Here is a 25,083-nt window from a genome sequence, read left to right as displayed (position 1 = left end):
ATCACTTTTTTGAGGAAACTTGCAGCGATACGCGTGGGTCAACCCTTCGACTTGCTTCGCGCAGTCCGTGATCCGATCACTTCAGCCCCCTGGGCCTGGGTACGGCAAGGGTAGTCATGTACTCCGGCCTTGAATAACAAGACGGAGAATACTCATGGCAGTAATCGACCGTACGTCCGCGGGGAGTGCGCCCAACCGCGGGATAACCAAAGAGGAGCGAAAGGTCATTTTCGCTTCGTCCCTGGGTACCGTTTTCGAGTGGTACGACTTCTACCTCTACGGTTCGCTCGCCGCGATCATCGCCAAGCATTTCTTCGCAGGCGTCAACGAGACCACCTCGTTCATCTTCGCTCTGCTCGCCTTCGCCGCGGGCTTCGCCGTTCGCCCGTTCGGCGCCATCGTGTTCGGCCGGTTGGGCGACATGATCGGGCGCAAGTACACCTTCCTCATCACCATCGTGATCATGGGTATCTCCACCGCCGTGGTGGGCTTCTTGCCCGGCTACGCGACCATCGGCGTCGCGGCGCCGATCATCCTGATCAGCCTGCGCCTGCTGCAAGGCCTGGCGCTGGGGGGCGAGTACGGCGGCGCGGCGACCTACGTGGCCGAGCATGCGCCCCAGGGCAAGCGCGGCTTCTTCACCTCCTGGATCCAGACCACCGCGACCCTCGGCCTGTTCCTCTCGCTGCTGGTGATCCTCACCTGCCGCACCGTCCTCGGCACCGAAGCGTTCGAGGCCTGGGGCTGGCGGATTCCTTTCCTGCTGTCGATCCTGCTGCTGATCATCTCGGTGTACATCCGCCTGCAGCTCAACGAGTCGCCGGTGTTCAGGAAGATGAAGGCCGAAGGCAAGGCCTGCAAGGCGCCGCTGACCGAGTCCTTCGCCCGCTGGGACAACCTCAGGGTGGTGATTCTGTCCCTGCTCGGTGGCACCGCCGGCCAGGCCGTGGTCTGGTACACCGGCCAGTTCTACGCGCTGTTCTTCCTGCTGCAGACGCTGAAGATCGACCCGCAGACGGCAAACCTGCTGATCGCCGGATCACTGCTGCTCGGTACGCCGTTCTTCATCCTCTTCGGCAGCCTCTCCGACAGGATCGGCCGCAAGAAGATCATCATGGCCGGTTGCGTCCTCGCGGCATTGACCTACTTCCCGATCTTCAAGGGCCTGACCGAGTTCGGTAACCCCGACGTATTCGTGGCCCAGGAGTTGAACCCGGTTGTCGTCATCGCTGACCCTGACCAGTGCTCGTTCCAGTTCGACCCGGTGGGCAAGGCCAGATTCACCAGCTCATGCGACCTCGCCAAGAGCCTGCTGGCGAAGAAAGCCATCCCCTACAAGAACGAACGGGCCGAGCCGGGTGCCCTGGCGCAGATTCGGATCGGCGAAAAGCTGATTGCGAGCTTTGACGGCACCGGCATGCCGGCGGCCGAGTTCAAGACGCAGAACGAGGCCTTCACCGCCACCCTCGGCACCGCCCTGAAGGAGGCCGGTTATCCGGAGAAAGCCGATCCGGCCAAGACCAATTACCTGATGGTGTTGCTGCTCCTGACCATCCTGGTGATCTACGTGACCATGGTCTATGGGCCCATTGCGGCCTGGCTGGTGGAGCTTTTCCCGGCGCGCATCCGCTACACCTCGATGTCGTTGCCTTATCACATCGGCAATGGCTGGTTCGGCGGTTTCCTGCCCACGGTGGCGTTCGCCATGGTGGCGGCTACGGGGGATATCTACTACGGGCTGTGGTACCCCATCGTCATCGCCGTGATGACGGCCATTCTTGGCACTTTCCTGCTGCCGGAAACCAAGGATCGGCCAATCCACCAGGCCTAGGGCCAGCTTCCGCCCCCTCCCGCCCGGGAGGGGGCGATCCTCCTGCGTGGTGATAACCGGCCATGGTTCGTCGCCTAAGTGATTGATTCGAAATTTTATTTCGGCTTAAATCAGCGCCCTGCACCAATGCCCCCTCCAGCCCGGATGGCGAAATCGGTATACGCAGAGCACTTAAAATGCTTCGCCCTTTGGGCTTGCGGGTTCGAGTCCCGCTCCGGGCACCATTAAAATCAATCAGTTATTCGTTGTTGTTCGAGTGGATTCGTGGTCTGCCCGGCAGTTCGGTCGCGCGTGGCCCCCGAGCAATCCAGGCGCTGAGTACGTTCGGTTCCAGCCTGATTTCTCGCTGAAAGAAATTGGTCTAAAAACGCGCTGGCTGCGGCAAAGGGCTTTGCTAGCCTGAATATCAGTAGGTGGATACGCAGACTGATGCGCAAGCGGATAGCGAGGAAACGTGGGGCGCGCTCCGAAGGGTACACGGTTAGAAAGATTTCCCCGATGAAATCCAGCCCTTACGCCGTGTGAAGCAGAAGTGGTGACATGCTTCTGTCAGATTCCCGATAAACCTCGTAAGCCGGAAACCAGCACCGGCCACCTACTACGAATTCCAGGCCCGCCACGTGCGGGCCTGTTCGTATCTGGCGATATCTGCGCCGCAACCCTTTCTATATGATCGCCAGACCCACCCGGTCGAGCATTCGGCCGGACCGGCGCAGAACCTTTGTAGCCCGTGGGTTGACTAACGCTGGAGTTGCGATCGGGCCTGATGGCCTGTTCATCGCGTAATTTCGGCTGGTTTCAGGGGAACCTGAATGGATCAGGTGAAAGAGAGGAATCGAATGGAATCGAAAGAGCAGCACCTGGTGCGCTTGCTCAGCCTTACCACCCGCAGCCTCACGCATCTCACGGCGGCCATGAGCGAAATGTCGTTCGAGATGATGCGCAGCGAGGACCCGGCGGTGAAGAGCGCGGGAAGGCGCATGATCGACCACCTGGCCGCCATCGGCGCCGGGCTGGACCAGCACTGGGAGGCACTGGCCGCCTACAGCGACCAGCCCATTCACCATGAGGGCAACGAAGCCCTGGTTGAGCTGGAACTGAACGAGCTCCCGCAGGACCCCTGACCGGACGGTCCTATCGGGCCGTCGCTGTTTCTCCGTACTGTCATGTCGCCGTCACGGCACTGCCACGTGCCTTGGATGGAATCCGCCTATCACTGGCGGAGGGCTATCCATGCGGCTATGCGTGATTGGTGCGGGTTATGTGGGGTTGGTGACGGCAACCTGCTTTGCCGAAATGGGCAACCAGGTGAGCTGCGTGGAGCGTGACCCCTTCCGCCTGGCGCGCCTTTCCCGGGGCCAGGCGCCCATCTACGAACCCGGCCTGGAGCCCATGCTCGAGTCCCATCTCGCCAGCGGCCAGCTGAGTTTCACCGCGAATATGGAAGAGGGCGTGGACCAGGCGGACGTCATCTTCATCGCCGTCGGCACCCCCAGCGGCGAAGACGGCTCGGCCGACCTCTCCCATGTGCTGGGTGTCGCCGACGAGCTGGGCGCCAGCCTCAGGCGCCCTTGCCTGGTGGTAGACAAGTCCACCGTGCCGGTGGGTACAGCGGAGCGCGTCGCCCAACGCATCCATGATGGTCTTGCCGCGCGTGGCCTGGGCTTCAAGGTCCAGGTCGCGAGCAATCCGGAATTCCTCAAGGAAGGTTCGGCCATCGACGATTTCATGCGCCCGGATCGGGTCATCATCGGCTGTGACGACGCCGAAGCCACCGAGCACCTGCGCCGTCTCTATGCGCCATTCCTGCGCAACCACGAGCGGGTGCTGGCCATGAGCGTACGTGCCGCCGAGTTCACCAAGTACGCCTCCAACGCCTTCCTCGCCACCAAGATTTCCTTCATGAACGAGATGGCCGGTATCTGCGCACGCCTGGGCGTGGACATCGAAGACGTGCGTCGTGGCGTCGGCAGCGACAAGCGCATCGGCACCCACTTCATCTATGCCGGCTGCGGCTACGGCGGCTCCTGCTTCCCCAAGGATGTGCGCGCGCTGATACGCGCTGCCGAGCAGGAGGGCATGGAGCCTGGCATCCTGCGCGCCGTGGAGGCCCGCAATGCGTTGCAGAAGACCTTGCTGTTCCAGGCGCTGCGCGATCATTTCAGCGGCTTCCTGAAGGGAAGGGTGGTGGCGCTCTGGGGGCTGGCGTTCAAGCCGGGCACCGACGACCTTCGCGAAGCGCCCAGCCTGGTACTGCTGGACGCCTTGCTGCAGGCCGGCGCGCGCGTCCAGGCCCATGACCCGGTGGCCAATGCGGGGGTGGCTGCACGCTATCCGAAGGCGGTCGAATCCGGCCAATTGCGCCTGGTGGACTCCCCCTACGACGCGGCTGAAGGTGCTGACGCGCTGGTGCTGGTCACCGAATGGAAGCAGTTCCGGCAGCCGAACTTCGAGCGGATTCGTGGTCTTATGCGCATGCCCGTGATCTTTGATGGACGCAACCTCTACGAGCCGGCGCAGCTGGTCGAAGCGGGGTTCCTCTATCGGGGCATAGGACGGCCCGCTAGCGGGCATTGTAAGGCGAGTGCCGCGTGATTAGACTGCGCGGCAATTCGCCATAACACCCACCCCAAAGGATCGAAATGATCAAGAAATGCCTGTTTCCCGCCGCCGGTTACGGTACCCGCTTCCTGCCGGCCACCAAGGCGATGCCCAAGGAAATGCTGCCAGTGGTCAACAAGCCGCTGATCCAGTACGGCGTTGAAGAGGCCCTGGACGCTGGCCTCAGCGAGATCTCCATCGTTACAGGCCGTGGCAAGCGCGCCCTGGAAGACCATTTCGACATCAGCTACGAGCTGGAGCACCAGATCAAGGGCACCGACAAGGAGAAATACCTGGTCGGCATCCGTCGCCTGATCGACGAGTGCAGCTTCTCCTACACCCGTCAGGTGGAAATGAAGGGCCTGGGCCACGCCATCCTCAGCGGTCGCCCGCTGATCGGCGACGAGCCCTTTGCCGTGGTCCTGGCGGACGACCTGTGCCTGAACCTGGAAGGTGACGGCGTGCTGACCCAGATGGTCAAGCTGTACAACCAGTTCCGCTGCTCCATCGTCGCCATTCAGGAAGTACCGCGCGAAGAAACCTCCAAGTACGGCGTGATCGCCGGCGAGATGATCCGCGACGACATCTTCCGCGTGAACAGCATGGTGGAAAAGCCGAAGCCGGAAGACGCCCCGTCCAACCTGGCGATCATCGGTCGTTACATCCTGACTCCGGACATCTTCGACCTGATCGAACAGACCGAGCCGGGCAAAGGCGGCGAAATCCAGATCACCGACGCCCTGATGAAGCAGGCCCAGGACGGCTGCGTGCTGGCCTACAAGTTCAAGGGCAAGCGTTTTGACTGCGGTGGCGCGGAAGGCTACATCGAAGCGACCAACTACTGCTTCGAGAACCTGTACAAGACCGGCAAGGCCTACTGATCGGGCCACGCCAGTGGAAAGGCCGCCTTCGGGCGGCCTTTTTGTCGGCGGCAGAGAAGTCATGTGGAGGCTATGTGGGAGCGAATTCACTCGCGAATGCAGACCGACGGTTGCATCAATCGGGACAGCTCCGCTGTCCTTCGCGAATAAATTCGCTCCTGCAAGGGAATGACACCCCGCGCTACGGGATCGGCATCGCCTCCGACCCCGGCCCCGGCCCCAGCGGCTGGCCATAGCTGAATTCCACATAGTTGCCTGCCGGGTCGCGCAGGCCACAGTAGTAGCCCACGGGATAGGGTTCATCCCGGGGTGGCCAGATCAGGCAACCCACCGCCTCGGCCTGGGCGGCGATGGCGTCGACCCGTTCGCGGCTGTCAACGGCGAAGCCGAAGTGGCTGTAGTCGTCGGCGGCGAGGTGGCGGTCGTGGCCTCCGGGCATGATCACGAAGATGAACTGGTGTTCCTTGCCGGGTTCGGCCATCCACACGATCTTCGAACCCTTGGCGGCACGCTCGTGGATGACGCGCATCCCGCAGAAGTCCGCATAGAAGCGGATGCAGGGCTCGAGCTCCGGTACATGAAGGGCCACATGGGTGAGGGTGGGGCGCATGGGAATCTCCTTCTCGATGCCTCAAGAATAGGCCCGGCAACTGGTCAGAGACAGATCTTCCGGTATGCTGGCGGCTTGATTTCTGGAGACTTGCCATGGCTTACGACTTCGACCTCTTCGTCATAGGTGCCGGTTCCGGCGGTGTGCGTGCGGCGCGCTTTGCGGCCGGCTTCGGAGCCCGCGTGGCCGTCGCCGAGAGCCGCTACCTGGGCGGCACCTGCGTCAACGTCGGCTGCGTGCCGAAGAAGCTGCTGGTCTACGGCGCCCACTTCGCCGAAGACTTCGAGCAGGCCAAGGGATTCGGCTGGAGCCTCGATGAAGCCGGCTTCGACTGGCCCACCCTGATCGCCAACAAGAACCGCGAAATCCACCGCCTCAACGGCATCTACCGCAACCTGCTGGTCAACAGCGGCGTCACCCTGCTGGAAGGCCACGCACGGCTGGTGGACCCGCACACCGTGGAAGTCGCCGGCCAGCGTTGCAGCGCCAGGAACATTCTCATCGCCACGGGCGGCTGGCCGCAGATCCCCGACATTCCCGGGCGCGAGTTCGCCATCAGCTCCAACGAAGCCTTTTTCCTCGAACAATTGCCCAAGCGCGTGCTGGTGGTGGGCGGCGGCTACATCGCCGTCGAATTCGCTTCCATCTTCCACGGCATGGGCGCCCAGACCACGCTGCTCTATCGTCGCGAGCTGTTCCTGCGCGGCTTCGACGACGCCGTGCGCACGCACCTGCGCGACGAGCTGGGCAAGAAGGGTATGAACCTGCAATTCAACGCCGATATCGCCAGCATCGAGAAACAGCCCGACGGCAGCCTGCTGGCCACCTTGCGGGATGGCCGCCACCTGGAAACCGACTGCGTGTTCTACGCCACCGGACGCCGCCCGATGCTCGATGGCCTGGGCCTGGAAACCACCGGCGTCGAGCTGGACGAGCGCGGCTTCATCAAGGTGGACGAGCAGTTCCAGACCACCGAACCGTCCATCCTTGCCCTGGGCGATGTGATCGGCCGCGTGCAGCTCACGCCGGTCGCCCTGGCCGAAGGCATGGCCGTGGCCCGCCGCCTGTTCAAGCCCGAGGAATATCGTCCGGTGGACTATCAGCACATTCCCACCGCCGTGTTCAGCCTGCCCAACATCGGCACGGTTGGCCTGACCGAGCAGCAAGCGCGCGCCAACGGGCATAAGGTGAAGATTTTCGAGAGCCGCTTCCGGCCCATGAAACTGACCCTGACCGAGAACCAGGAGCGCACCCTGATGAAGCTGGTGGTGGACGCCGAAACCGATCGCGTCCTCGGCTGCCACATGGTCGGGCCGGATGCCGGCGAAATCGTCCAGGGGCTGGCCGTCGCGCTCAAGGCCGGTGCTACCAAGCGCATTTTCGACGACACCATCGGCGTGCATCCCACCGCCGCCGAAGAGTTCGTGACCATGCGCACCCCGGTGGGTGCCTGATCTCGAATGGAGAAACTCTTCTACCTCTCGGACTTGTTCGGCGTAGCGGTCTTCGCCATCACGGGGGCCCTGATGGCGGGGCGCAAATCCATGGACCTGTTCGGCGTGCTGGTGATCGCCATCATCACTGCCCTGGGCGGCGGCACGCTGCGTGATGTCATCCTCGGCAACCACCCGGTGAGCTGGATCCGTGACGACACCTACATCCTGGTCGCCTCCCTGGCTGCCGTGGGCACGGTGATCTGGGTTCGCCTGACCCGGCCGATCAACGAAACCGGCCTGCTGCTGGCGGACGCCTTCGGCCTGGCGGTGTTCACCGTCTACGGCACCGAAGTCGCCCTGCAGCACAACCTGCAGCCGGGCACGGCGGTAATCATGGGGGTGATCACTGGCGTGGGGGGTGGCGTATTGCGCGACATCATCTGCAACGAGGTGCCGCTGATCTTCCAGAAGGAGATCTACGCCATCGCCTGCATCGCCGGTTCCCTGGTCTTCCTGGCCTTGCGCGAGGTGGCGCTGCCCGGGTGGCTGGTCACTGCGGCGGCGATGCTGGTGGTGCTGCTGATCCGCCTGGCGGCCATCCACTGGCGGCTCTCGCTGCCGCGCTTCCACCTGCTCGACCGGGACTGAGGCGAACCCCTGGGGCGCGTTTCCTGTGGGGGCGAGTTCATTTGCCAAGGGCAGCGCGGCTTGAGGTGTGGATAGACGAGCCTGCGGTCCGCATGGTGATTGAAATCGCCTCCACAATTGACGTTCAGCACGGATCTTCGCAGGGATCGCTGGCGAAATCCGGCAAACGCGCGACACTGGATGCAGTCGTTCTTCTCACTTCCGGTTGGAGGAAAGCTGCATGTCCAGAATCGCCCTGTTGCTGGCGCTGCTCCTCGGCGCCAGCCTCGTCCAGGCTGAAATCAAGACCAGTGAAATCCCCTACAAGGCCCCGGACGGCACGTCCCTGATCGGTTACTACGCCTACGACGACGCCATCACCGGCAAGCGTCCGGGGGTGATAGTGGTCCACGAGTGGTGGGGCCTCAACGACTACAGCAAGCGCCGCGCCCGCGACCTCGCCGCCCTTGGCTACAGCGCCCTGGCCATCGACATGTACGGCGACGGCAAGAACACCGAGCACCCGGCCGATGCCCAGGCGTTCATGCAGGCGGCTCTGGCCAGTGCGCCGGCGGCCAAGGCCCGCTTCCTCGCCGGCCTCGATCTGCTGAAGGCCCAGCCCCAGACCGATCCCGACAAGCTTGCCGCCATCGGCTACTGCTTTGGCGGCAAGGTGGTGCTCGACATGGCCCGCGAAGGCGTGCCCCTGGCTGCGGTCGTCAGCTTCCACGGCGTGCTGGCCGCTACCTCGGCGGCCAAGCCGGGCGCGGTCAAGGCCAAGGTGCTGGTGGAGCATGGCGAGCAGGACACCCTGGTGCCCATGGCGTCGGTCAACACCTTCAAGGACGAGTTCGACAAGGCCCAGGCGGATTACCGGGTCGTGATCCAGCCCAAGGCCAAGCACAGTTTCAGCAATCCGGACGCCGATCGCCTGAGCCATGCCGGCCACGGCAGCGAGAAGGGGCCGGACCTGGGCTACAGCAAGGTGGCCGATGAAAATTCATGGGCCGACATGCAGGCGCTGTTCAAGGAAGTCTTCGGCCAGTAGGCGCGCTGGCCAGGCTGAATGAAGGCAGACAATCCAGGGGGATCGCTCCATGAGCAAGCTGTTGCAGACCTTTTCACCCATCGATGGCTCTGTCTACGTCGAACGGCCCTGGACCTCGTCAGTGGAGATCGCCGCCGCACTGGAGCGGGCCGAAGCCGCGCGCGGGAAGTGGAAGGGCGTCCCGGTTGCCGAGCGTGTGGCCATCACCCGCCGCGCGATAGCCGCCTTCGCCGCCCGCGAGGCGCAACTGGCGGAAGAGCTCTGCTGGATGATGGGGCGGCCGATCCGCTATGCGCCGGGTGAGATTCGCGGCTTCGTCGAACGCGCCACCTGGATGGCCGACATCGCCGAAGACGCCCTGGCTGATATCCGCCTGCCGGACAAACCTGGCTTCACCCGAATGATCCGCCGCGAACCCCTCGGGCTGGCGCTGGTCATCGCGCCCTGGAACTACCCCTACCTGACTGCCGTGAACGCCGTGGTGCCGGCGCTGCTGGCGGGCAACTGCGTGCTGCTCAAGCATTCCGCCCAGACGCCGCTCTGCGCCGAGCGCATGGTCGAAGCCTTCGCCGAGGCGGGCCTGCCTGCCGGTGTGCTGCAGTACCTGCACCTGACTCACGGCGACACCGAGCAACTGATCCAGGCCGAGCCGGTTCGCCATGTCGCCTTCACCGGCTCGGTGGCGGGCGGCGCCATGGTCGAGCGGGCCGCTGCCGGACGCTTCATCAGCACCGGGCTGGAGCTGGGTGGCAAGGACCCGGCCTACGTGCGGGCCGACGCCAACCTCGCGCACGCTGTGGAGACGGCCATCGACGGTGCGTTCTTCAATTCCGGCCAGTCCTGCTGCGGTATCGAACGCATCTACGTGCATGCCGATCTCTTCGACGACTTCGTCGAGCAAGCGGTGGCGCTGGTGGGCCAGTATCGCCTCGGGCGTTCCGACGATCCGGAAACCACTCTGGGGCCGCTGGTCCGGGCGGAAGCGGCGGAGTTCGTCCGGGCGCAGATCCGCGAAGCCGTGGGGCAGGGCGCCAGGGCCCATCTGGACCCGACCGCTTTCGCGCGGGACGAGCCCGGCAGCGCCTACCTGGCGCCGCAGGTGCTGACCGGTGTCCACCACGGCATGCGGGTGATGAGCGAGGAATCCTTCGGCCCGGTGGTGGGCATCCAGAAGGTGCGCGACGACGAAGAGGCGCTGGCCTTGATGAACGACAGTCCCTACGGATTGACTGCCGCCATCTTCAGCCAGGATGAAGCCGTTGCCCTGGCGCTGGCCGACCGGGTAGAGGCGGGCACAGTGTTCCTCAACCGCTGCGATTACCTGGACCCTGCACTGGCCTGGACCGGCGTCAAGCAATCCGGGCGGGGTTGCACCCTGTCGCGGGTGGGCTACGAGCACCTGACCCGGCCCAAGTCCTTCCACTTCAAGACCAGCCTGTGAGGCGCGCCATGGACCTGAGCCACTTCCGCATGAACTGGAACTACCCGACCTCGGTGCGCGTCGGCGCCGGCCGCATCGCCGATCTGGACGCGGCTTGCCGCGAACTGGGCATGCGCGCACCGCTACTGGTCACCGACCCGGGCCTTGCCGCGATGCCAATGATCGACGCGGCCCTGCGCCAATGCCGCGATTCGGGGCTCAAGGCCGGACTCTTCCATCAGATCAAGGGCAACCCCACCGGGCCGAACGTGATGGATGGCGTGGCGGCCTTCAAGGCCGGCGGGCACGACGGCGTGATCGCCTACGGTGGCGGCTCGGCACTGGACGCCGGCAAGGCCATCGCGCTGATGGTGGGGCAGGACCGTCCGCTGTGGGACTTCGAAGATGTCGGTGACAACGCCTCGCGGGTCAACGTGGCGGGCATGGCGCCGGTAGTCGCCGTTCCCACCACCGCGGGCACCGGTTCCGAAGTGGGGCGCGCGGCGGTCATCACCGACGACCAGGCACACGTCAAACGCATCATCTTCCACGCCCGCATGCTGCCGGCCATCGTCATCCTCGACCCGGAACTCACCGTCGGGCTGCCGCCGAAAATCACCGCCGCGACCGGCATGGATGCCCTGTCCCATAGCCTGGAAGCCTACTGCTCGCCGCTTTACCACCCGATGGCCGAGGGCATCGCCCTGGAGGGCATGCGCCTGGTCAAGGACTACCTGCCACGGGCCACCGCCAAGGGCAGCGACGTGGAAGCCCGGCTGCAGATGCTGGTGGCTTCCAGCATGGGCGCCACCGCATTCCAGCGCGGTCTCGGCGCCATGCATGCCCTGGCCCATCCCCTCGGCGCACTCTATGACGCCCACCACGGCCTGCTGAATGCGGTGCTGATGCCTTACGTGCTGCAGGCCAACCGCGCCCACATCGAAGGCCCCATGGCTCGTCTGGCCCGTTACCTCGGGCTGTCCAAGGCGGGTTTCGCTGGCGTGCTCGACTGGGTGGTGAACCTGCGCAGCGAGCTGGATATTCCCCATAGCCTCGGGGAAATCGGCATCGATGACGCGCGTATCGAACAGGTCGGGCGGATGGCGGAAGTCGATCCCTCGGCGGGCACCAACCCGGTGCCGTACGACGCGCAAACCTACAGCCGCATCTTCGAGAAGGCGCTGCACGGCAGGCTCTGAACTAATCTGAACAATGCAGCGGTGAGGTACACCTGATCCGTACCTGCGCGGCCAAAGGCCCGCTCCGGGGCGGTTTCCCGGCGTTCTTCCCACATCCACGAACCAGGCCCTCGCCGGTGCATGCCGGCACGCTCCGGCGCGGGCGTCAGGTTCAACTTCGATGGGAGAACGGTCATGACCGAGTCATTCAAGGCGGTCGGCGGCTGCCGGTGCGACGACAACCCGGTGCGCTACGAATACAGCGCCCGACCTGCGGAAGTGCATTACTGCCTGTGCACCGATTGCACTGACACCTGCGGCGGCGCCATGGCGATCATCGCGGTAGTGGACCGAAATGCCTTCAAGATCACCGCCAATGCCGGCAAGCTCAAGTGCTTCCATTCCAAGTCCACCTGTCATCGCTATTTCTGCTCGGAATGCGGTTGCCACATGTACCTGCACGTGGACAGCTTCCCGGATTTCGAGCTGGTCCACGTCCCGACCCTGGACCGCGAGTGCGATGCCGGCGGCAAGCCGGATCGCTATGTGTTCGTGCGCTCCAAGCACCCATTGCTGACCCTGCCGGACGATGGCCTGCCACGCCACGAGGGCTGGGCCAACAGCGGTGAGCCGGTGGAATGGCAGGCCGGGTAACCCGCCATCGAGCATCAGCCGGCGTTGCGCAGTACCTCGCGGAACGCCTCGAAGGAGGCGGTTGCGTAGCCTTGGCGCCAGACCAGCAGGGTAGGGACCTGCATCAGCGGCAATTGGCGGAGGCGGGATGGCTCGCGCTGCAATTCCAGTACCGAGCGCGGCAGGATGCCGACACTGGAGCCGGCCGCCACGCAAGCGAGGATGGCGTGGTAGGAGCCCACCTGCTGCACCTTCGGCTGCGGGCGCCCATCGGCGGACAACCAGTTCTCGGCGATCTGCCGGTAGGTGCAGCCCTCGGCGAAGCCTGCCAGGCCGTTGACCCGGACATCGGCAGGGCCGTCCACGGGCGGGTGACCGGCAGGCAGTACCAGCAGCAGCTCCTCCTCGAACACCGGCAGGGCCTCCAGTCCGAGGCTGGCGACTTCCTCTTGCCAGGGCCCCTTGTCCTCCGGCCAAGCCACCAGGGCGCAATCCAGGCGGCGGGCGAGCACGCCTTCCAGCAGCGCCTGGCTGGTGCCGGTGCTCACCTCCAGTTCCACCTCCGGGCACTGGCCGTGAAAGCGCGAGAGCGGGCCGGGCAGGCGACTGGCGGCGGTGCTTTCCATGCTGCCCAGGCGCAGGCGGCCGCCGGGTTGTTGCGGGTGCATGGCCTGGCGCGCTTCGTCCGCCAGGGCCAGCAGTCGCTCGCTGTAGTCGAGGAAGGCCTGGCCGCGATCGGTCAGGGTCATGCGTTTGCCGTCCCGGAGGAAGAGAGGCGTCCCCAACTCGTCCTCGAGCTGGCGGATCCGCGTGGTGACGTTGGACTGCGCCCGCTGCAGGCGCTGGGCCGCACGGGTCACGCTGTGCTCCAGGGCCACGGCGCGGAATATCTCCAGGCTGGATAGATCCATGGCTAATGATCTCAAATAGAGAATGAATGCTTAAAATTATTCTCTATTTGAGATAGATTGGCCAGGATTTCACGTACAACGGAGTTGCTGCGTCATGTCCATCACCCAATTGCTCGGCATCGAACACCCCATCATCCAGGCCCCCATGGTGGGTGTTTCCACCCCGGCCCTCGCGGCTGCCGTGTCCAATGCCGGCGCCCTGGGCTCCATCGGCATCGGTGCCAGCACTCCGGCCCAGGCCCGCGCCATGCTGGCGGAAACCCGAGCCCTGACCAGCCGCCCCTTCAACGTCAACCTGTTCTGCCATCGCCCGGCTTTGGCTGACGCCGAGCGTGAGGCCACCTGGCTGGAACACTTGCGACCGCTGTTCGCCGAGTTCGGTGCCGAGCCGCCGGCCAGCATTCGCGAGATCTACAAGAGCTTCCTGGCCGACCCGGAGATGGTGCAGATGCTGCTTGATGAGCGTCCGGCCGTCGTCAGCTTTCATTTCGGCCTGCCTTCCCGCGACTGGATCGATGCGCTCAAGGCAGCCGGTATCGTCCTGCTGGCCAGCGCCACGAGCCTGGAAGAGGCCCGCCTGGTGGAGGCTGCGGGGGTCGATGCCATCGTGGCCCAGGGCATCGAGGCCGGTGGCCATCGTGGCGTGTTCGAGCCCGAGAAAGGCGACGCTGGCATCGGCACCCTGGCGCTGGTGAGGCTGATCGCCCGCAACTGCCGCCTGCCGGTGATCGCCGCCGGCGGCATCATGGACGGGCAGGGCATCCGTGCCGTACTGGCGCTGGGTGCCCAGGGCGCGCAACTGGGTACCGCTTTCGTGCCGTGCCCAGAATCCGCCGCCAACGCCGCCTATCGCGCGGCCCTGAAAGGCGAGCGTGCCCACCAGACGCGCATCACCGCCGCCATTTCCGGCCGCGCCGCCCGTGGCATGGTCAATCGCCTCTGGACCGATCTCGACACTGCCGATGCCCCGGCCCTGCCGGACTACCCGAATACCTACGATGCCGCCAAGGCCCTGCACGCCGCCGCCAGCGCCAAGGGCTGCAACGACTTCGCCGTGCAATGGGCGGGGCAGGGCGCGCCGCTGGCGCGGGAGATGCCCGCGGCGGAACTGGTGAAGGTGCTGGTTGAGGAGATGCATCTGTAGGAGCTGGCTTGCCAGCGAAAGGCATTGTTTCGCCAGCAAGCTGGCTCCTACGGGAATTCATCGAGCCATGTCGATTTGTCGGGGCACCAATCGACCAGAGGATGATTGGCTATCGTCATTCCACCTGCCAGGAGGTGCACCATGAGCAAGCGGATTCACACCATCGTCCCGTGCCTTTGGTTCGACGATCAGGCGGAGGCTGCCGCCAACTTCTACGTCGGCATCTTCCCCAATTCGAAGATCACGGCCATGAGTCGCTACGGCGAGGCGGGCCGCGACGTCCATGGCCGGCCCCCGGGATCGGTGCTCACCGTGGACTTCGAGCTGGACGGCCAGCGTTTCACCGCGCTCAACGGCGGACCGGTGTTCAAATTCAACGAGGCCTTGTCCTTCCAGATCCACTGTGACGACCAGGAAGAACTGGACTACTACTGGGACCGGCTTTCCGCCGGTGGCGACCCGAATGCCCAGCAGTGCGGCTGGCTCAAGGACCGCTACGGGCTGTCCTGGCAGGTGGTGCCCATCGCCATGCTGGAAATGCTCGAGGACTCGCTGTCGGCGCCGTCCCAGCGTGCCTTCGCGGCGATGATGCAGATGAAGAAGCTGGATATCGCGGCCTTGCAGAAAGCCTTCGACGGCTGAGGCCGATGCGGCCCGGAGCGGATTCGGTAGCAGGATACACATCTGTTCGATAAACGCACGAATAGTCGATTATCGGATTGTCCGGGGTGGGGCCGGGGAGTACTTTTTGCTCACCCGGCGCCCCAATCGCCCTGGATAACAACACGAGATCGACCATGGCTGAAATCATTTCCCTCCGCGAAGCCGTCGAGCGTTTCATCAACGACGGCGACAAAGTAGCCCTCGAGGGCTTCACCCACCTGATTCCTACTGCCGCTTCCCACGAAATCATCCGCCAGGGCAAGAAAGACCTGCACGTGGTACGCATGACGCCCGACCTGGTTTATGACCTGCTGATCGGCGCCGGCTGCACCCGCAAGCTGACCTTCTCCTGGGGTGGCAACCCCGGCGTGGGTTCGCTGCACCGCCTGCGCGACGCCGTGGAGAAGCAGTGGCCGAATGCCCTGGAAATCGACGAGCACAGCCATGCCGACCTGGCCAATTCCTATGTAGCCGGTGCATCCGGCCTGCCGTTCGCCGTGCTGCGCGCCTACGCCGGTTCCGACCTGCCGAAGGTCAACCCGAACATCAAGTTCATCCAGTGCCCGTTCACCGGTGAGCAACTGGCTGCCGTGCCCTCGGTCCGCCCGGACGTCACCGTGATCCACGCGCAGAAGGCCGACCGCAAGGGCAACGTGCTGCTCTGGGGCATCCTCGGCGTGCAGAAGGAAGCGGCCCTGGCAGCCAAGCGCTGCATCGTCACCGTCGAAGAAATCGTCGACGACCTCAACGCACCGATGAACGCCTGCGTCCTGCCCACCTGGGCCCTGACCGCTGTTTGCCACGTCCCCGGTGGCGCCCATCCGTCCTACGCCCATGGCTACTACGAACGCGACAACCGCTTCTACCAGGCCTGGGACCCGATCGCCCGCAACCGCGAAACCTTCACTGCCTGGATCGATGAGTACATCCGCGGCACCAGGGATTTCAGCGAGTTCCAAGCCAAGATTGCGGAGGCCAAGTGATGAGCGCCTATACCACCAATGAAATGATGACCGTGGCGGCTGCCCGCCGCCTGAACAATGGTGCCGTCTGCTTCGTCGGCATCGGCTTGCCGTCCAAGGCCGCCAACCTGGCGCGCCTGACCTCGTCCCCGGACGTGGTGCTGATCTATGAGTCCGGCCCCATCGGTGCCAAGCCGAGCGTGCTGCCGCTGTCCATTGGCGACGGCGAGCTGGCCGAGACTGCGGACACCGTGGTGCCCACCGGCGAAATCTTCCGCTACTGGCTGCAGGGCGGCCGTATCGACGTCGGCTTCCTCGGCGCCGCCCAGGTGGATCGCTTCGGCAACATCAACACCACCGTGATCGGCGACTACAACAGCCCGAAGGTACGTTTGCCTGGTGCAGGCGGTGCCCCGGAGATCGCCGGTTCCGCCAAGGAAGTGCTGATCATCCTCAAGCAGTCCCACCGAACCTTCGTCGACAAGCTGGCCTTCATCACCTCCGTCGGCCACGGCGAAGGCGGCGACCATCGCAAGCAGCTCGGCCTGCCTGGCAAAGGCCCGGTGGCGCTGATCACCGATCTCTGCATCATGGAACCGGAAGCCGGTACCAACGAATTCATCGTGACCTCGCTGCACCCGGGCGTGACCCGCGAGCAGGTGATCGAGAACACCGGCTGGGCCATTCGCTTTGCCGCTGAAGTCGGCGAAACCGCAGCGCCGAACGAAACCGAACTGACCGCGCTGCGTGCCCTCGAGGCCCGCACTGCCGCCGCCCATGGCCAGCAAGGGGGTGAGGAATGAGCCGCGAGGTCTATATCTGCGACGCGATCCGCACGCCCATCGGCCGCTTCGGCGGTTCCCTGGCGCCAGTTCGCGCCGACGACCTGGCCGCCATTCCGATCAAGGCCCTGGTGGAGCGCAATCCCCAGGTCAAATGGGACCTGCTCGATGAAGTGTTCCTCGGCTGCGCCAACCAGGCCGGCGAGGACAACCGCAACGTCGCACGCATGGCGCTGCTCCTGGCCGGCCTGCCGGACAGCATTCCCGGCGTGACCCTGAACCGCCTGTGCGCCTCGGGCATGGACGCGGTGGGCACCGCCTTCCGCGCCATCGCCTCGGGCGAAATGGAAATGGCGATTGCCGGCGGCGTGGAGTCCATGTCCCGGGCGCCCTATGTGATGGGCAAGTCCGACAGCGCTTTCGGCCGTACCCAGAAGATCGAAGACACCACCATCGGCTGGCGCTTCATCAACCCGCTGATGAAGGCACAGTACGGCGTCGATGCCATGCCGCAGACCGCGGACAACGTGGCCGACGACTACAAGGTTTCCCGCGAGGACCAGGACCTGTTCTCCCTGCGCAGCCAGCAACGTGCCGGTCGCGCCCAGGCTGAAGGTTTCTTCGCCGAGGAAATCGTCCCGGTGGTGATCAAGGGCAAGAAGGGTGAGACCGTGGTCGACCAGGACGAGCACCTGCGTCCCGACACCACCCTCGAAGCCCTGGCCAAGCTGAAGCCGGTCAACGAGGAAGGCAAGACCGTTACTGCCGGCAACGCTTCGGGCGTGAACGACGGTGCCGTGGCGCTGATCCTGGCGTCCGCCGAGGCGGTGAAGAAACACGGCCTGACCCCGCGCGCGAAAGTGCTCGGCATGGCCAGCGCCGGCGTTGCCCCGCGCGTGATGGGCATCGGCCCGGTGCCGGCAGTTCGCAAACTGATGGAACGCCTGAACCTCGCCATCGGCGACTTCGACGTGATCGAGCTGAACGAAGCTTTCGCCGCACAGGGCCTGGCCGTGATGCGTGAACTCGGCATCGCCGACGACAGCGACAAGGTCAACCCCAACGGCGGCGCCATCGCCCTTGGGCACCCACTGGGTGCCAGCGGCGCGCGCCTGGTCCAGACCGCGCTGCACCAGCTGGAGAAATCCGGCGGCAAGCTTGGCCTCGCGACCATGTGCGTGGGGGTAGGCCAAGGCCTGGCGCTGGCCATCGAGCGGGTCTGACAGCTCCTGGTGCGCACGGCACACCCTACCGTAGGGGGCGCCGTGCGCACCGGCCATGCCGCGCAAAAGCTGGCTCCATGCGGCCGGCTGCTATAAAACGAAACACCATCCCGAATTCCGGAGCACTGGCTTGAACAGCCCGAGCAACCAACTCTTCGACGCCTATTTCACCCAGCCTGCCATGCGTTCGGTGTTTTCCGACCAGGGCCGGGTGCAGGGCATGCTGGACTTCGAAGCGGCACTGGCCCGCGCCGAAGCGAGCGTGGGTCTGATTCCCGCCGATGCCGTCGCCCCCATCGAGGCAGCCTGCAAGGCCGAACTCTACGACTTTGCCGCCCTGGCCCACGCCATTGCCACGGCCGGCAACTCCGCCATTCCGCTGGTGAAGGCCCTGGGCAAGCGCGTTGCCGCGCAGAGCAGCGAGGCCGAACGCTATGTGCACCTCGGCGCCACCAGCCAGGACGCCATGGACAGCGGCCTGGTGCTGCAGTTGCGTGCCGCCACCGAACTGCTGGAGCAGGACCTGGCCGGCCTGGCCGAAGCCCTGGCGGTCCAGGCTGAGCGCTTTGCCGATACGCCGCTGGCTGGCCGTACCTGGCTGCAGCAGGCCACGCCCGTCACCCTCGGCATGAAGCTGGCCGGCGTGCTGGGTGCCGTGACCCGTCATCGCCAGCGCCTGGCTGAACTCAAGCCGCGGCTGTTCTGCCTGCAGTTCGGCGGGGCGTCCGGCAGCCTCGCCGCCCTGGGCGATCAGGCCTGGCCGGTGGCCGAGGCCCTGGCCCGGGAAATGCACCTCAACTTGCCCGAGCAGCCCTGGCACACCCAGCGTGATCGCCTGGTGGAGTTCGCCAGCCTGCTCGGCCTGATCGCCGGCAGCCTCGGCAAACTGGGGCGTGACCTGAGCCTGCTGATGCAGACCGAAGCGGGCGAAGTCTTCGAACCCTCCGCGCCCGGCAAGGGGGGCTCGTCCACCATGCCGCACAAGCGCAATCCGGTGAGTGCCGCCGTACTGATCGGCGCTGCCACCCGTGCGCCGGGCCTGGTCTCCACCATGTTCGCCGCCATGCCCCAGGAGCACGAACGCAGCCTCGGCCTGTGGCACGCCGAGTGGGAAACCCTGCCGGAGCTTTGCTGCCTGGTTTCCGGTGCCCTGCAGCAGGCACTGCTGGTGGTGCCCGGCCTGGAAGTGGACGCCGCGCGCATGCGCCGCAACCTCGACCTGACCCAGGGCCTGGTGCTGGCCGAGGCGGTGAGCATCGCGCTCGCCCAGCGCATCGGCCGTGACGCCGCCCATCACCTGGTGGAACGGTGCTGCCGCCAGGCGGTGAAGGAAGGCACCCACCTGCACGCCGTACTCGGTGGCAATGCCGAAGTCAGCGCACAACTTTCCGCCGCCGAGCTGGATCGCCTGCTCGATCCGGCCCATTACCTTGGCCAGGCCCGCCGCTGGGTGGACCGGGCCCTTGCCGAACACAAGCTTTTTTCGCGCTAGGAGTTTTCCATGCCTGCCGTACGACTCGCCGATGGCGACCTGAACTACCTTCTCGAAGGCCCGGCCGGTAAGCCGGTACTGGTGCTGTCCAACTCCCTGGGCACCGACCTGCACATGTGGGATGCGCAAATCCCCGCCTTCACCCAGCACTTCCAGGTGCTGCGCTACGACACGCGCGGCCACGGCAAGTCCCTGGTCAGCGAAGGGCCCTACAGCATCGCGCAACTGGGCGCTGACGTGCTGGCCCTGCTGGACGCCCTGGATATCGAGAAGGCGTATTTTTGCGGCCTGTCCATGGGCGGCCTGATCGGCCAGTGGCTGGCGATCAACGCTCCCGCGCGCATCGAGCGCCTGGTGCTGTGCAACACCGCCGCCAAGATCGGCGCCCCGGAGGTCTGGAACCCGCGCATCGACACCGTGCTGTCCGGCGGCGCCCAGGCCATGCGCGACCTGCGCGATGCCTCGATCTCCCGCTGGTTCACCCCGGAGTTCGCCGAGGCTGAGCCGGCCAAGGTCGAGCCCATCGTCGGCATGCTGGCGCAGACCTCGCCCGAGGGGTACGCGGCCAACTGTGCCGCTGTGCGTGACGCCGATTACCGCGAGCAGCTTGGCGGCATCAGCGCCCCGACCCTGATCGTCTGCGGTAGCGGTGACCCGGTGACCACCACCGAGCACGGCCGCTTCATGCAAGAGCGCATCGCCGGTGCCGAGCTGGTGGAGTTCCAGGCCGCGCACCTGTCCAACGTGCAGGCCGGCGATGCCTTCAGCCAGCGCGTTCTGGCGTTCCTGACCGCCTGACAACTGATGTAGGAGCGAGCTCTGCTCGCGAACGCGCTTTTCGCGAGCAGAGCTCGCTCCTACGATCCCGATTCGAGGACGTATCGATGGACGAGAAAGAACGCTACGAGGCCGGCATGAAGGTGCGCCGCGCGGTGCTGGGTGATGCCCATGTGGACCGCAGCCTGCAGAACCTGACGCCATTCAACGAAGAGTTCCAGGAAATGATCACCCGCCACGCCTGGGGTGACATCTGGACCCGCCCGGGACTGCCGCGCCACACCCGCAGCCTGGTCACCATCGCCATGCTCATCGGCATGAACCGCGAGGGCGAACTGAAGCTGCACCTGCGTGCCGCGAAGAACAACGGCGTGACGCGTGACGAGATCAAGGAAGTGATCATGCAGAGCGCGATCTACTGCGGCATCCCCGCGGCCAACGCGACTTTCCACCTGGCCGAAGCCGTGTGGGACGAGCTTGGGGTGGAATCGCTGCAAGGCTGATCCGCCGCAAGACCCGAACGCTGCCCGGACCACGCATCCGGGCGGCGTTTTTTGTTGGGCCATCGATTCCGGACGGGACAATCGTGGCGGTCTTTGTGGGAGCGAATTCATTCGTGAAAGCGGGCTGGGCCCTTGGCAGACCTTCGGTCTGAATCGCGGTTGAAACCGCTCCCACAGGTTAGGTGCTGGACCTTGAATCGGAACAGGCATCCGCCTTGTGGGGGCGAATTCATTCGCCAGGGGCAACGCAGTTGCCCCATTGGGCCGGCCTTCGGCCTGCATTCAGATTGAAACCGCCCCCACATCGTCCGCTATCAGGCATCCCACGCCGGCGCGAAGTCCGGGCTGACCACTCGGCGGTCCTTCGGCAGCGCGGCGATCAGGGCGCGGTCTTCATCATCGAGCTGCACCTTGAGCGCATCCCGGTTGGCTTGCTGATTCGCCCGGCTCGAAGCCTTCGGAATGGCAGCGACACCGTCCTGATCCAACAGCCACTTCAGGGCAACCTGGCTGGGAAGCACGCCGTGTTTCTCGGCAATTTTCCGGATCGCCGCCTGCTCCGCGGCCTGGCCGCGAGCCAGCGGGGTGTAGGCGGTCAGCGCCAGGCCTTTGCTACGGGCGTAATCGAGCAGACCACGCTGATCCAACAGCACGTGGTACTCCACCTGGATCGCCGACAGCGGCGCTTCCAGTTCCTCCGCTACCCGGCGCAGCAGGCCGAGGGGGAAGTTGGCGACACCAATGCAGCGCGCTTTGCCTTCATCGCGCAGGGCCACCAGGGCTTCGATGCTGCGCGGCAGGTCCCAGTCCTTCGTCGGCCAGTGGATCATGAACAGGTCCACCTGCTCGGTACCCAGGGCACGCAGGCTGTCTTCCAGCGACTGGCGCATGGCGGCCGGTTGCAGCTTGTCCCACCAGACCTTGGTGGTCAGGTGAATGGATTCACGGGGCACGTCGCTCTGGCGCAACGCCTCACCCACGGCGGCTTCGTTCTCGTAGGCGGGGGCGGTGTCGATGTGGCGATAACCCAGTTCCAGCGCCTGGCGTACGGCGAGCGTGCATTCCTCGCCCTTCATCGGCCAGGTGCCCAGGCCGAGCTGGGGCATGTCGAGTCCGTGGCGAGAGGTCAGGTTCCGCATGTGCTGCTCCTTATGCATCAAGGGGTGTGCCTGCCGCATGTCGGCCGGCGATGTAGCCGAAGGTCATGGCCGGTCCCAGGTTGATCCCTCCGGACGGGTAATACCCGCCCAGCACGCTGGCCATGTCGGTGCCAGCGGCATAGAGCCCGGGAATCGGCCGGGCGTTCTCGTCCAGCACCCGTGCCTGGCCGTCGGTGCGCAGGCCGGCGAAGGTGCCGAAACAGCCCGGTTGTACTTTCACGGCGTAGAAGGGGGCCTGTTCGATGGGGGCGACGCAGGGATTGGGGCCGTCGTGGAGGGCGTCACCGCTACGTCGGTTGAAGGGGGTGCTGCCCCGGCCGAACGCGGGATCCTGGCCCTGGCGGGCATGGTGGTTGAACTCCGCGACCGTGGTGGTCAGGCCCGCCGGGTCGATGCCGCAGGCCTGCGCCAGTTCGACCAGGGTCCTGCCGCGCTTGAGGTAGCCGTTGCGCAGGTGCGGCCACAGCGGCACGGGTGCTGGGCGGGCGAAGCCCAGGCCATAACGGCGCTGGAAGCGGTGGTCGCAGACCAGCCAGGAACAGCTTTCCTCGCCTTCCGGCACGGCCCGGTTCATCGCGTCGACGTAGTCGTAGTAGCCGCCGGCTTCGTTGACGAAGCGCCGGCCATTCTTCAGGACGCCGATGATGCCGGGCTTGCCGCGATCGATGATATGGGGGAAGTGGCCGAAGGTGCCGTTGCGGTAGGGCACCTTCGAAACCGGTGCCCAGGCCACCGGCGAGCGCAGGTCGTCGGCTACAACGCCGCCGGCGGATTCGCCCAGGCGCAAGCCGTCGCCGGAACAGGAAACTGGGGGCAGGGCGAGGTTGTCGTGGCCGCTGGCATCGTGGGGGAACAGCGCCTTGCGCCGCACCGGATCGTTGGGGAATCCTCCGGCTGCCAGCACCACTGCGCGGGCGTGGATGGCGATCTCCTGGCCATCCCGTTCGACCACGGCGCCACGAACGGCGCCTTCCGCGATGAGCAGCCGGCGCGCCGGTGCCGACTCCAGCAGTTGGACACCCAGGTCATTGGCTGATTTGGCCAGACGTGCCACCAGCGCCACGCCGTTCACCAGGTGCATGGCGCGGCCATGGCGAGCCAGGTGATAGAGGTGGGTGAGGAAGCGCCGGGTCACATAGGCGAACGCCTTCAGCGAGCGGGTCATACCGAGGAAGGCAGCCAGATCGGCGCCGGCCATAATCGGCATGCCCATGAAGGAGGTTTCGCGCATGGTCTTGCGCAGACGCGGCAGCAGTTCGCCTACCTCACGGGCGTCGTAGGGCGCCGCGATCACCTGGTGGCCGCCGGTGGCCGCACCGGGCGTGTCGCCATGCATGTCGGGGATGCCGTTGCCGTCGACGAATTGCAGCGCGGTGTGCTGCTCGAAGAACGCGACCATCTCCGGGCCGGCTTCGAGGAAGGCATCCACCATCTCCGGGCGGAAGTGCTCGCCCAGTTCATTGCGCAGGTAGGTGCGCGGCTGCTCGATGTCCTCAATGATCCCGGCGCGCCGGGCCAGCGGGTTGCGCGGCACCCACATCCAGCCACCGGACCAGGCGGTGGCACCGCCGAACACCGGTTCCTTCTCGACCAGAATCACCTTTTTCCCTTGGTGGGCGGCGGTCACCGCTGCTGCCAGGCCCGCGGCGCCGGAGCCGATGACCAGCAAGTCGCAGTCGAGGTGGTTCGGTGTTGGGTTTTCGGCAGGCATTTCGGGGAATCCTTAAATACTGGAACCATGTTCCGTATTTTATGGGCGCCGTTAGCCGTGACCAAGCCCAGGGGAACGCAAGTGGCCGGTCAGCGAACGGAAATGGGGTATGCCTCGCGAGACATTTTGGCCAGCCATAAAAAAGCCCGCCAGAAGGCGGGCCGAGGTGGTCAAGGCACGCTTACCAAAGGTTCAGAGGATCGACAGCGGATAGCTGATGATCAGACGGTTTTCGTCGAACTCGTTATTGCTGAAGTCGCGGCGGATGCTCGAATTTCGCCACTTCACGCTGAGTGCCTTGAAGGCACCGGACTGGACCACATAGGCCAGTTCGGTTTCGCGGATCCACTCCTTGCCGTCGGTCACGCCGCCCACGTGGGCGTCTTCGCCGCTGATGTAGCGGTTCATCAGGGTCAGGCCGGGAACGCCGAGGGCGGCGAAGTTGTAGTCGTGGCGGACCTGCCAGGACTTCTCCTCGGCGTTGTCGAAGCTGGAGTTGTAGCTGTCGTTGGCCAGGGTGCCGCCGCTGGTGCCGTTGACGCGCATCCAGGCGTCGTCGCCGCTGACTTTCTGCAGGCCGACGTAGAAGGTGTTGCCGCCGTACTTGGCAGACAGCAGCGCGGACCAGGTGCGGTTGTCCAGGTCGCCGGCCAGCGCCGAGCCGTCTTCCTTGCCGGTGAAGTAGCCGAGGTTGGCGCCCAGGGTCCAGTCGCCGACCGGCTGGCTGTGCACCACCTGCAGGTACTGCTGCTGGTAGATGTCTTCCAGCTCGGCGTACCACAGGCCGACCAGGGTGCGCTTCTCATTGAAGGCGTATTCGCCGCCGGCGAAGTTGAAGCGGTCCGAAGTGAAGGCCGCTTTGCCGTTCATGGACATGTCTTCCATGCTTGCGTCGTTACGGGGGCTGTTCTGCCGGAACTGGCCGCCGTAGAGAGTAAGGCCGTCGATTTCCTGGGAGGTCACCTGGCCGCCCTGGAAGGTCTGCGGCAGGGAGCGGCCGTCGTCGGAACGCAGGATCGGCAGCACCGGCATCCATTCGCCCACCTTCAGCTCGGTCTTCGACACGCGCATCTTGCCAGCCACTGCCAGGCGGCCGAAGTCGTCGGCGGGGCGGCCATCGTCATGCACCGGCAGCAACTGGGTGCCCTTGGTGCCCTTGCCGCCGTCGAGCTTGACCGACAGCAGGCCGAGCATGTCGACGCCGAAGCCCACCGGACCTTCGGTGAAGCCCGAGCGGGCATCGAGGATGAAGTTCTGGGTCCATTCCTCGGCCTTGCCCTGCGGGTTGGTCGGGTTCACGAAGTTGCGATTGATGTAGAAGTTGCGCAGGTTCAGCGTGGCGCTGGCGTCTTCGACGAAGCCGTGCTCGTCGGCGGCCTGGGCGGGCAGGGCGGCCAGGGCTACGGCTGCGGAAAGAATGCATGGGACAAAGGTTTGGGCCTGGCGGCGGCTGGCGTTCATGCTCGTTCTTGCCTCTTGGATTGTTGTTT

The 25,083-nt window shown here is 65.2% G+C and carries 23 protein-coding genes and 1 tRNA gene; 19 read left to right on the top strand and 5 right to left on the bottom strand.

Translation table 11 applies throughout. The annotated features are described in order from the left end of the window. Window positions 1-154 precede the first annotated feature (154 nt). The 5 genes from FXN65_RS15150 (at window position 155) to galU (ending at window position 5,313) form a co-directional block, all read left to right on the top strand. Window positions 155-1,831 (top strand): MFS transporter, encoded by a 1,677-nt coding sequence (locus tag FXN65_RS15150; protein WP_151133972.1) that lies wholly within the window; start codon window positions 155-157, stop codon window positions 1,829-1,831. A 138-nt stretch (window positions 1,832-1,969) separates the two neighbouring features. Further along, a tRNA-Leu gene (locus tag FXN65_RS15145) sits at window positions 1,970-2,055 on the top strand. A gap of 615 nt (window positions 2,056-2,670) precedes the next feature. Further along, window positions 2,671-2,955 carry a hypothetical protein gene (locus FXN65_RS15140; RefSeq protein ID WP_151133971.1) on the top strand — a complete coding sequence of 95 codons (285 nt, stop codon included), beginning with the start codon at window positions 2,671-2,673 and terminating at the stop codon, window positions 2,953-2,955. 109 nt (window positions 2,956-3,064) lie between these two features. Beyond that, window positions 3,065-4,426 (top strand): UDP-glucose dehydrogenase family protein, encoded by a 1,362-nt coding sequence (locus FXN65_RS15135; RefSeq protein WP_151133970.1) that lies wholly within the window; start codon window positions 3,065-3,067, stop codon window positions 4,424-4,426. A 47-nt stretch (window positions 4,427-4,473) separates the two neighbouring features. After that, window positions 4,474-5,313 carry a UTP--glucose-1-phosphate uridylyltransferase GalU gene (gene galU / locus FXN65_RS15130; RefSeq protein ID WP_028628025.1) on the top strand — a complete coding sequence of 280 codons (840 nt, stop codon included), beginning with the start codon at window positions 4,474-4,476 and terminating at the stop codon, window positions 5,311-5,313. 181 nt (window positions 5,314-5,494) lie between these two features. Here galU and FXN65_RS15125 read toward each other — a convergent pair whose 3' ends face one another. Next, window positions 5,495-5,923, bottom strand: coding sequence for a VOC family protein (locus FXN65_RS15125; RefSeq protein ID WP_151133969.1), 429 nt, complete (start codon window positions 5,921-5,923; stop codon window positions 5,495-5,497). Between the two features lie 95 nt (window positions 5,924-6,018). Here FXN65_RS15125 and gorA point away from each other — a divergent pair, with 95 nt between their 5' ends. The 6 genes from gorA (at window position 6,019) to FXN65_RS15095 (ending at window position 12,286) form a co-directional block, all read left to right on the top strand. Beyond that, window positions 6,019-7,377, top strand: coding sequence for a glutathione-disulfide reductase (gene gorA / locus FXN65_RS15120; protein WP_151133968.1), 1,359 nt, complete (start codon window positions 6,019-6,021; stop codon window positions 7,375-7,377). A gap of 6 nt (window positions 7,378-7,383) precedes the next feature. Then, a complete protein-coding gene (locus FXN65_RS15115) occupies window positions 7,384-8,007 on the top strand; it encodes a trimeric intracellular cation channel family protein (RefSeq protein ID WP_151133967.1) in 624 nt (207 codons plus the stop codon). A 220-nt stretch (window positions 8,008-8,227) separates the two neighbouring features. Beyond that, window positions 8,228-9,034 (top strand): dienelactone hydrolase family protein, encoded by an 807-nt coding sequence (locus FXN65_RS15110; protein ID WP_151133966.1) that lies wholly within the window; start codon window positions 8,228-8,230, stop codon window positions 9,032-9,034. Window positions 9,035-9,083: 49 nt separating this feature from the next. Next, a complete protein-coding gene (locus FXN65_RS15105) occupies window positions 9,084-10,475 on the top strand; it encodes an aldehyde dehydrogenase family protein (protein ID WP_151133965.1) in 1,392 nt (463 codons plus the stop codon). An 8-nt stretch (window positions 10,476-10,483) separates the two neighbouring features. Then, complete coding sequence (locus tag FXN65_RS15100; protein ID WP_151133964.1) at window positions 10,484-11,653, top strand: iron-containing alcohol dehydrogenase; 1,170 nt, start codon at window positions 10,484-10,486, stop codon at window positions 11,651-11,653. A gap of 174 nt (window positions 11,654-11,827) precedes the next feature. Next, complete coding sequence (locus tag FXN65_RS15095; protein ID WP_178119341.1) at window positions 11,828-12,286, top strand: GFA family protein; 459 nt, start codon at window positions 11,828-11,830, stop codon at window positions 12,284-12,286. 14 nt (window positions 12,287-12,300) lie between these two features. On the opposite strand, the gene FXN65_RS15090 is transcribed toward FXN65_RS15095, so the two are convergent. Further along, window positions 12,301-13,176 (bottom strand): LysR family transcriptional regulator, encoded by an 876-nt coding sequence (locus tag FXN65_RS15090; RefSeq protein WP_151133962.1) that lies wholly within the window; start codon window positions 13,174-13,176, stop codon window positions 12,301-12,303. Between the two features lie 94 nt (window positions 13,177-13,270). Here FXN65_RS15090 and FXN65_RS15085 point away from each other — a divergent pair, with 94 nt between their 5' ends. The 8 genes from FXN65_RS15085 to pcaC all read left to right on the top strand — a co-directional run bounded on the left by FXN65_RS15085 (window position 13,271) and on the right by pcaC (window position 20,722). Beyond that, window positions 13,271-14,320: an NAD(P)H-dependent flavin oxidoreductase gene (locus FXN65_RS15085; protein ID WP_151133961.1), complete on the top strand. Its 1,050-nt coding sequence runs from the start codon at window positions 13,271-13,273 to the stop codon at window positions 14,318-14,320. A 141-nt stretch (window positions 14,321-14,461) separates the two neighbouring features. Further along, entirely contained in the window at window positions 14,462-14,962 is a 501-nt protein-coding gene (locus FXN65_RS15080; protein ID WP_151133960.1) for a VOC family protein, read from the top strand. 155 nt (window positions 14,963-15,117) lie between these two features. Then, a complete protein-coding gene (locus tag FXN65_RS15075) occupies window positions 15,118-15,966 on the top strand; it encodes a CoA transferase subunit A (protein ID WP_151133959.1) in 849 nt (282 codons plus the stop codon). Then, a complete protein-coding gene (locus FXN65_RS15070; RefSeq protein WP_151133958.1) occupies window positions 15,966-16,748 on the top strand; it encodes a CoA-transferase subunit beta in 783 nt (260 codons plus the stop codon). Before FXN65_RS15075 ends, FXN65_RS15070 begins: the two co-directional genes overlap by 1 nt. Further along, window positions 16,745-17,950 (top strand): 3-oxoadipyl-CoA thiolase, encoded by a 1,206-nt coding sequence (gene pcaF, locus FXN65_RS15065; RefSeq protein WP_151133957.1) that lies wholly within the window; start codon window positions 16,745-16,747, stop codon window positions 17,948-17,950. Before FXN65_RS15070 ends, pcaF begins: the two co-directional genes overlap by 4 nt. Before the next feature lie 130 nt (window positions 17,951-18,080). Then, a complete protein-coding gene (locus tag FXN65_RS15060) occupies window positions 18,081-19,442 on the top strand; it encodes a 3-carboxy-cis,cis-muconate cycloisomerase (RefSeq protein WP_151133956.1) in 1,362 nt (453 codons plus the stop codon). 9 nt (window positions 19,443-19,451) lie between these two features. Then, window positions 19,452-20,240, top strand: a complete 789-nt coding sequence (pcaD, locus tag FXN65_RS15055; RefSeq protein ID WP_151133955.1) for a 3-oxoadipate enol-lactonase — start codon at window positions 19,452-19,454, stop codon at window positions 20,238-20,240. An 86-nt stretch (window positions 20,241-20,326) separates the two neighbouring features. Beyond that, complete coding sequence (pcaC, locus tag FXN65_RS15050) at window positions 20,327-20,722, top strand: 4-carboxymuconolactone decarboxylase (protein ID WP_028628006.1); 396 nt, start codon at window positions 20,327-20,329, stop codon at window positions 20,720-20,722. 314 nt (window positions 20,723-21,036) lie between these two features. On the opposite strand, the gene FXN65_RS15045 is transcribed toward pcaC, so the two are convergent. The 3 genes from FXN65_RS15045 to FXN65_RS15035 all read right to left on the bottom strand — a co-directional run bounded on the left by FXN65_RS15045 (window position 21,037) and on the right by FXN65_RS15035 (window position 25,054). Next, window positions 21,037-21,861 carry an aldo/keto reductase gene (locus FXN65_RS15045; protein WP_151133954.1) on the bottom strand — a complete coding sequence of 275 codons (825 nt, stop codon included), beginning with the start codon at window positions 21,859-21,861 and terminating at the stop codon, window positions 21,037-21,039. Window positions 21,862-21,871: 10 nt separating this feature from the next. Then, window positions 21,872-23,593: an FAD-dependent oxidoreductase gene (locus tag FXN65_RS15040; protein WP_151133953.1), complete on the bottom strand. Its 1,722-nt coding sequence runs from the start codon at window positions 23,591-23,593 to the stop codon at window positions 21,872-21,874. A 192-nt stretch (window positions 23,594-23,785) separates the two neighbouring features. Then, window positions 23,786-25,054, bottom strand: coding sequence for an OprD family porin (locus FXN65_RS15035; RefSeq protein ID WP_151133952.1), 1,269 nt, complete (start codon window positions 25,052-25,054; stop codon window positions 23,786-23,788). Window positions 25,055-25,083 lie beyond the last annotated feature (29 nt).

The sequence above is a fragment of the Pseudomonas lalkuanensis genome (genome assembly GCF_008807375.1).
In the GTDB taxonomy this organism is placed as follows: domain Bacteria; phylum Pseudomonadota; class Gammaproteobacteria; order Pseudomonadales; family Pseudomonadaceae; genus Metapseudomonas; species Metapseudomonas lalkuanensis.
The sequence above is the reverse complement of the archived record's forward strand: the minus strand, read 5'-3'. Positions and strand labels throughout refer to the sequence as shown.

Coding starts and splice junctions, on each gene's coding strand:
- FXN65_RS15100 (WP_151133964.1), top strand. CDS start 10,484: ATGGACCTGAGCCACTTCCGCATGAACTGGAACTACCCGACCTCGGTG.
- FXN65_RS15105 (WP_151133965.1), top strand. CDS start 9,084: ATGAGCAAGCTGTTGCAGACCTTTTCACCCATCGATGGCTCTGTCTAC.
- FXN65_RS15040 (WP_151133953.1), bottom strand. CDS start 23,593: ATGCCTGCCGAAAACCCAACACCGAACCACCTCGACTGCGACTTGCTG.
- FXN65_RS15075 (WP_151133959.1), top strand. CDS start 15,118: ATGGCTGAAATCATTTCCCTCCGCGAAGCCGTCGAGCGTTTCATCAAC.
- FXN65_RS15140 (WP_151133971.1), top strand. CDS start 2,671: ATGGAATCGAAAGAGCAGCACCTGGTGCGCTTGCTCAGCCTTACCACC.
- FXN65_RS15135 (WP_151133970.1), top strand. CDS start 3,065: ATGCGGCTATGCGTGATTGGTGCGGGTTATGTGGGGTTGGTGACGGCA.
- galU (WP_028628025.1), top strand. CDS start 4,474: ATGATCAAGAAATGCCTGTTTCCCGCCGCCGGTTACGGTACCCGCTTC.
- pcaC (WP_028628006.1), top strand. CDS start 20,327: ATGGACGAGAAAGAACGCTACGAGGCCGGCATGAAGGTGCGCCGCGCG.
- FXN65_RS15125 (WP_151133969.1), bottom strand. CDS start 5,923: ATGCGCCCCACCCTCACCCATGTGGCCCTTCATGTACCGGAGCTCGAG.
- FXN65_RS15115 (WP_151133967.1), top strand. CDS start 7,384: ATGGAGAAACTCTTCTACCTCTCGGACTTGTTCGGCGTAGCGGTCTTC.
- FXN65_RS15090 (WP_151133962.1), bottom strand. CDS start 13,176: ATGGATCTATCCAGCCTGGAGATATTCCGCGCCGTGGCCCTGGAGCAC.
- FXN65_RS15095 (WP_178119341.1), top strand. CDS start 11,828: ATGACCGAGTCATTCAAGGCGGTCGGCGGCTGCCGGTGCGACGACAAC.
- FXN65_RS15070 (WP_151133958.1), top strand. CDS start 15,966: ATGAGCGCCTATACCACCAATGAAATGATGACCGTGGCGGCTGCCCGC.
- gorA (WP_151133968.1), top strand. CDS start 6,019: ATGGCTTACGACTTCGACCTCTTCGTCATAGGTGCCGGTTCCGGCGGT.
- FXN65_RS15035 (WP_151133952.1), bottom strand. CDS start 25,054: ATGAACGCCAGCCGCCGCCAGGCCCAAACCTTTGTCCCATGCATTCTT.
- pcaD (WP_151133955.1), top strand. CDS start 19,452: ATGCCTGCCGTACGACTCGCCGATGGCGACCTGAACTACCTTCTCGAA.
- FXN65_RS15085 (WP_151133961.1), top strand. CDS start 13,271: ATGTCCATCACCCAATTGCTCGGCATCGAACACCCCATCATCCAGGCC.
- pcaF (WP_151133957.1), top strand. CDS start 16,745: ATGAGCCGCGAGGTCTATATCTGCGACGCGATCCGCACGCCCATCGGC.
- FXN65_RS15045 (WP_151133954.1), bottom strand. CDS start 21,861: ATGCGGAACCTGACCTCTCGCCACGGACTCGACATGCCCCAGCTCGGC.
- FXN65_RS15110 (WP_151133966.1), top strand. CDS start 8,228: ATGTCCAGAATCGCCCTGTTGCTGGCGCTGCTCCTCGGCGCCAGCCTC.
- FXN65_RS15150 (WP_151133972.1), top strand. CDS start 155: ATGGCAGTAATCGACCGTACGTCCGCGGGGAGTGCGCCCAACCGCGGG.
- FXN65_RS15080 (WP_151133960.1), top strand. CDS start 14,462: ATGAGCAAGCGGATTCACACCATCGTCCCGTGCCTTTGGTTCGACGAT.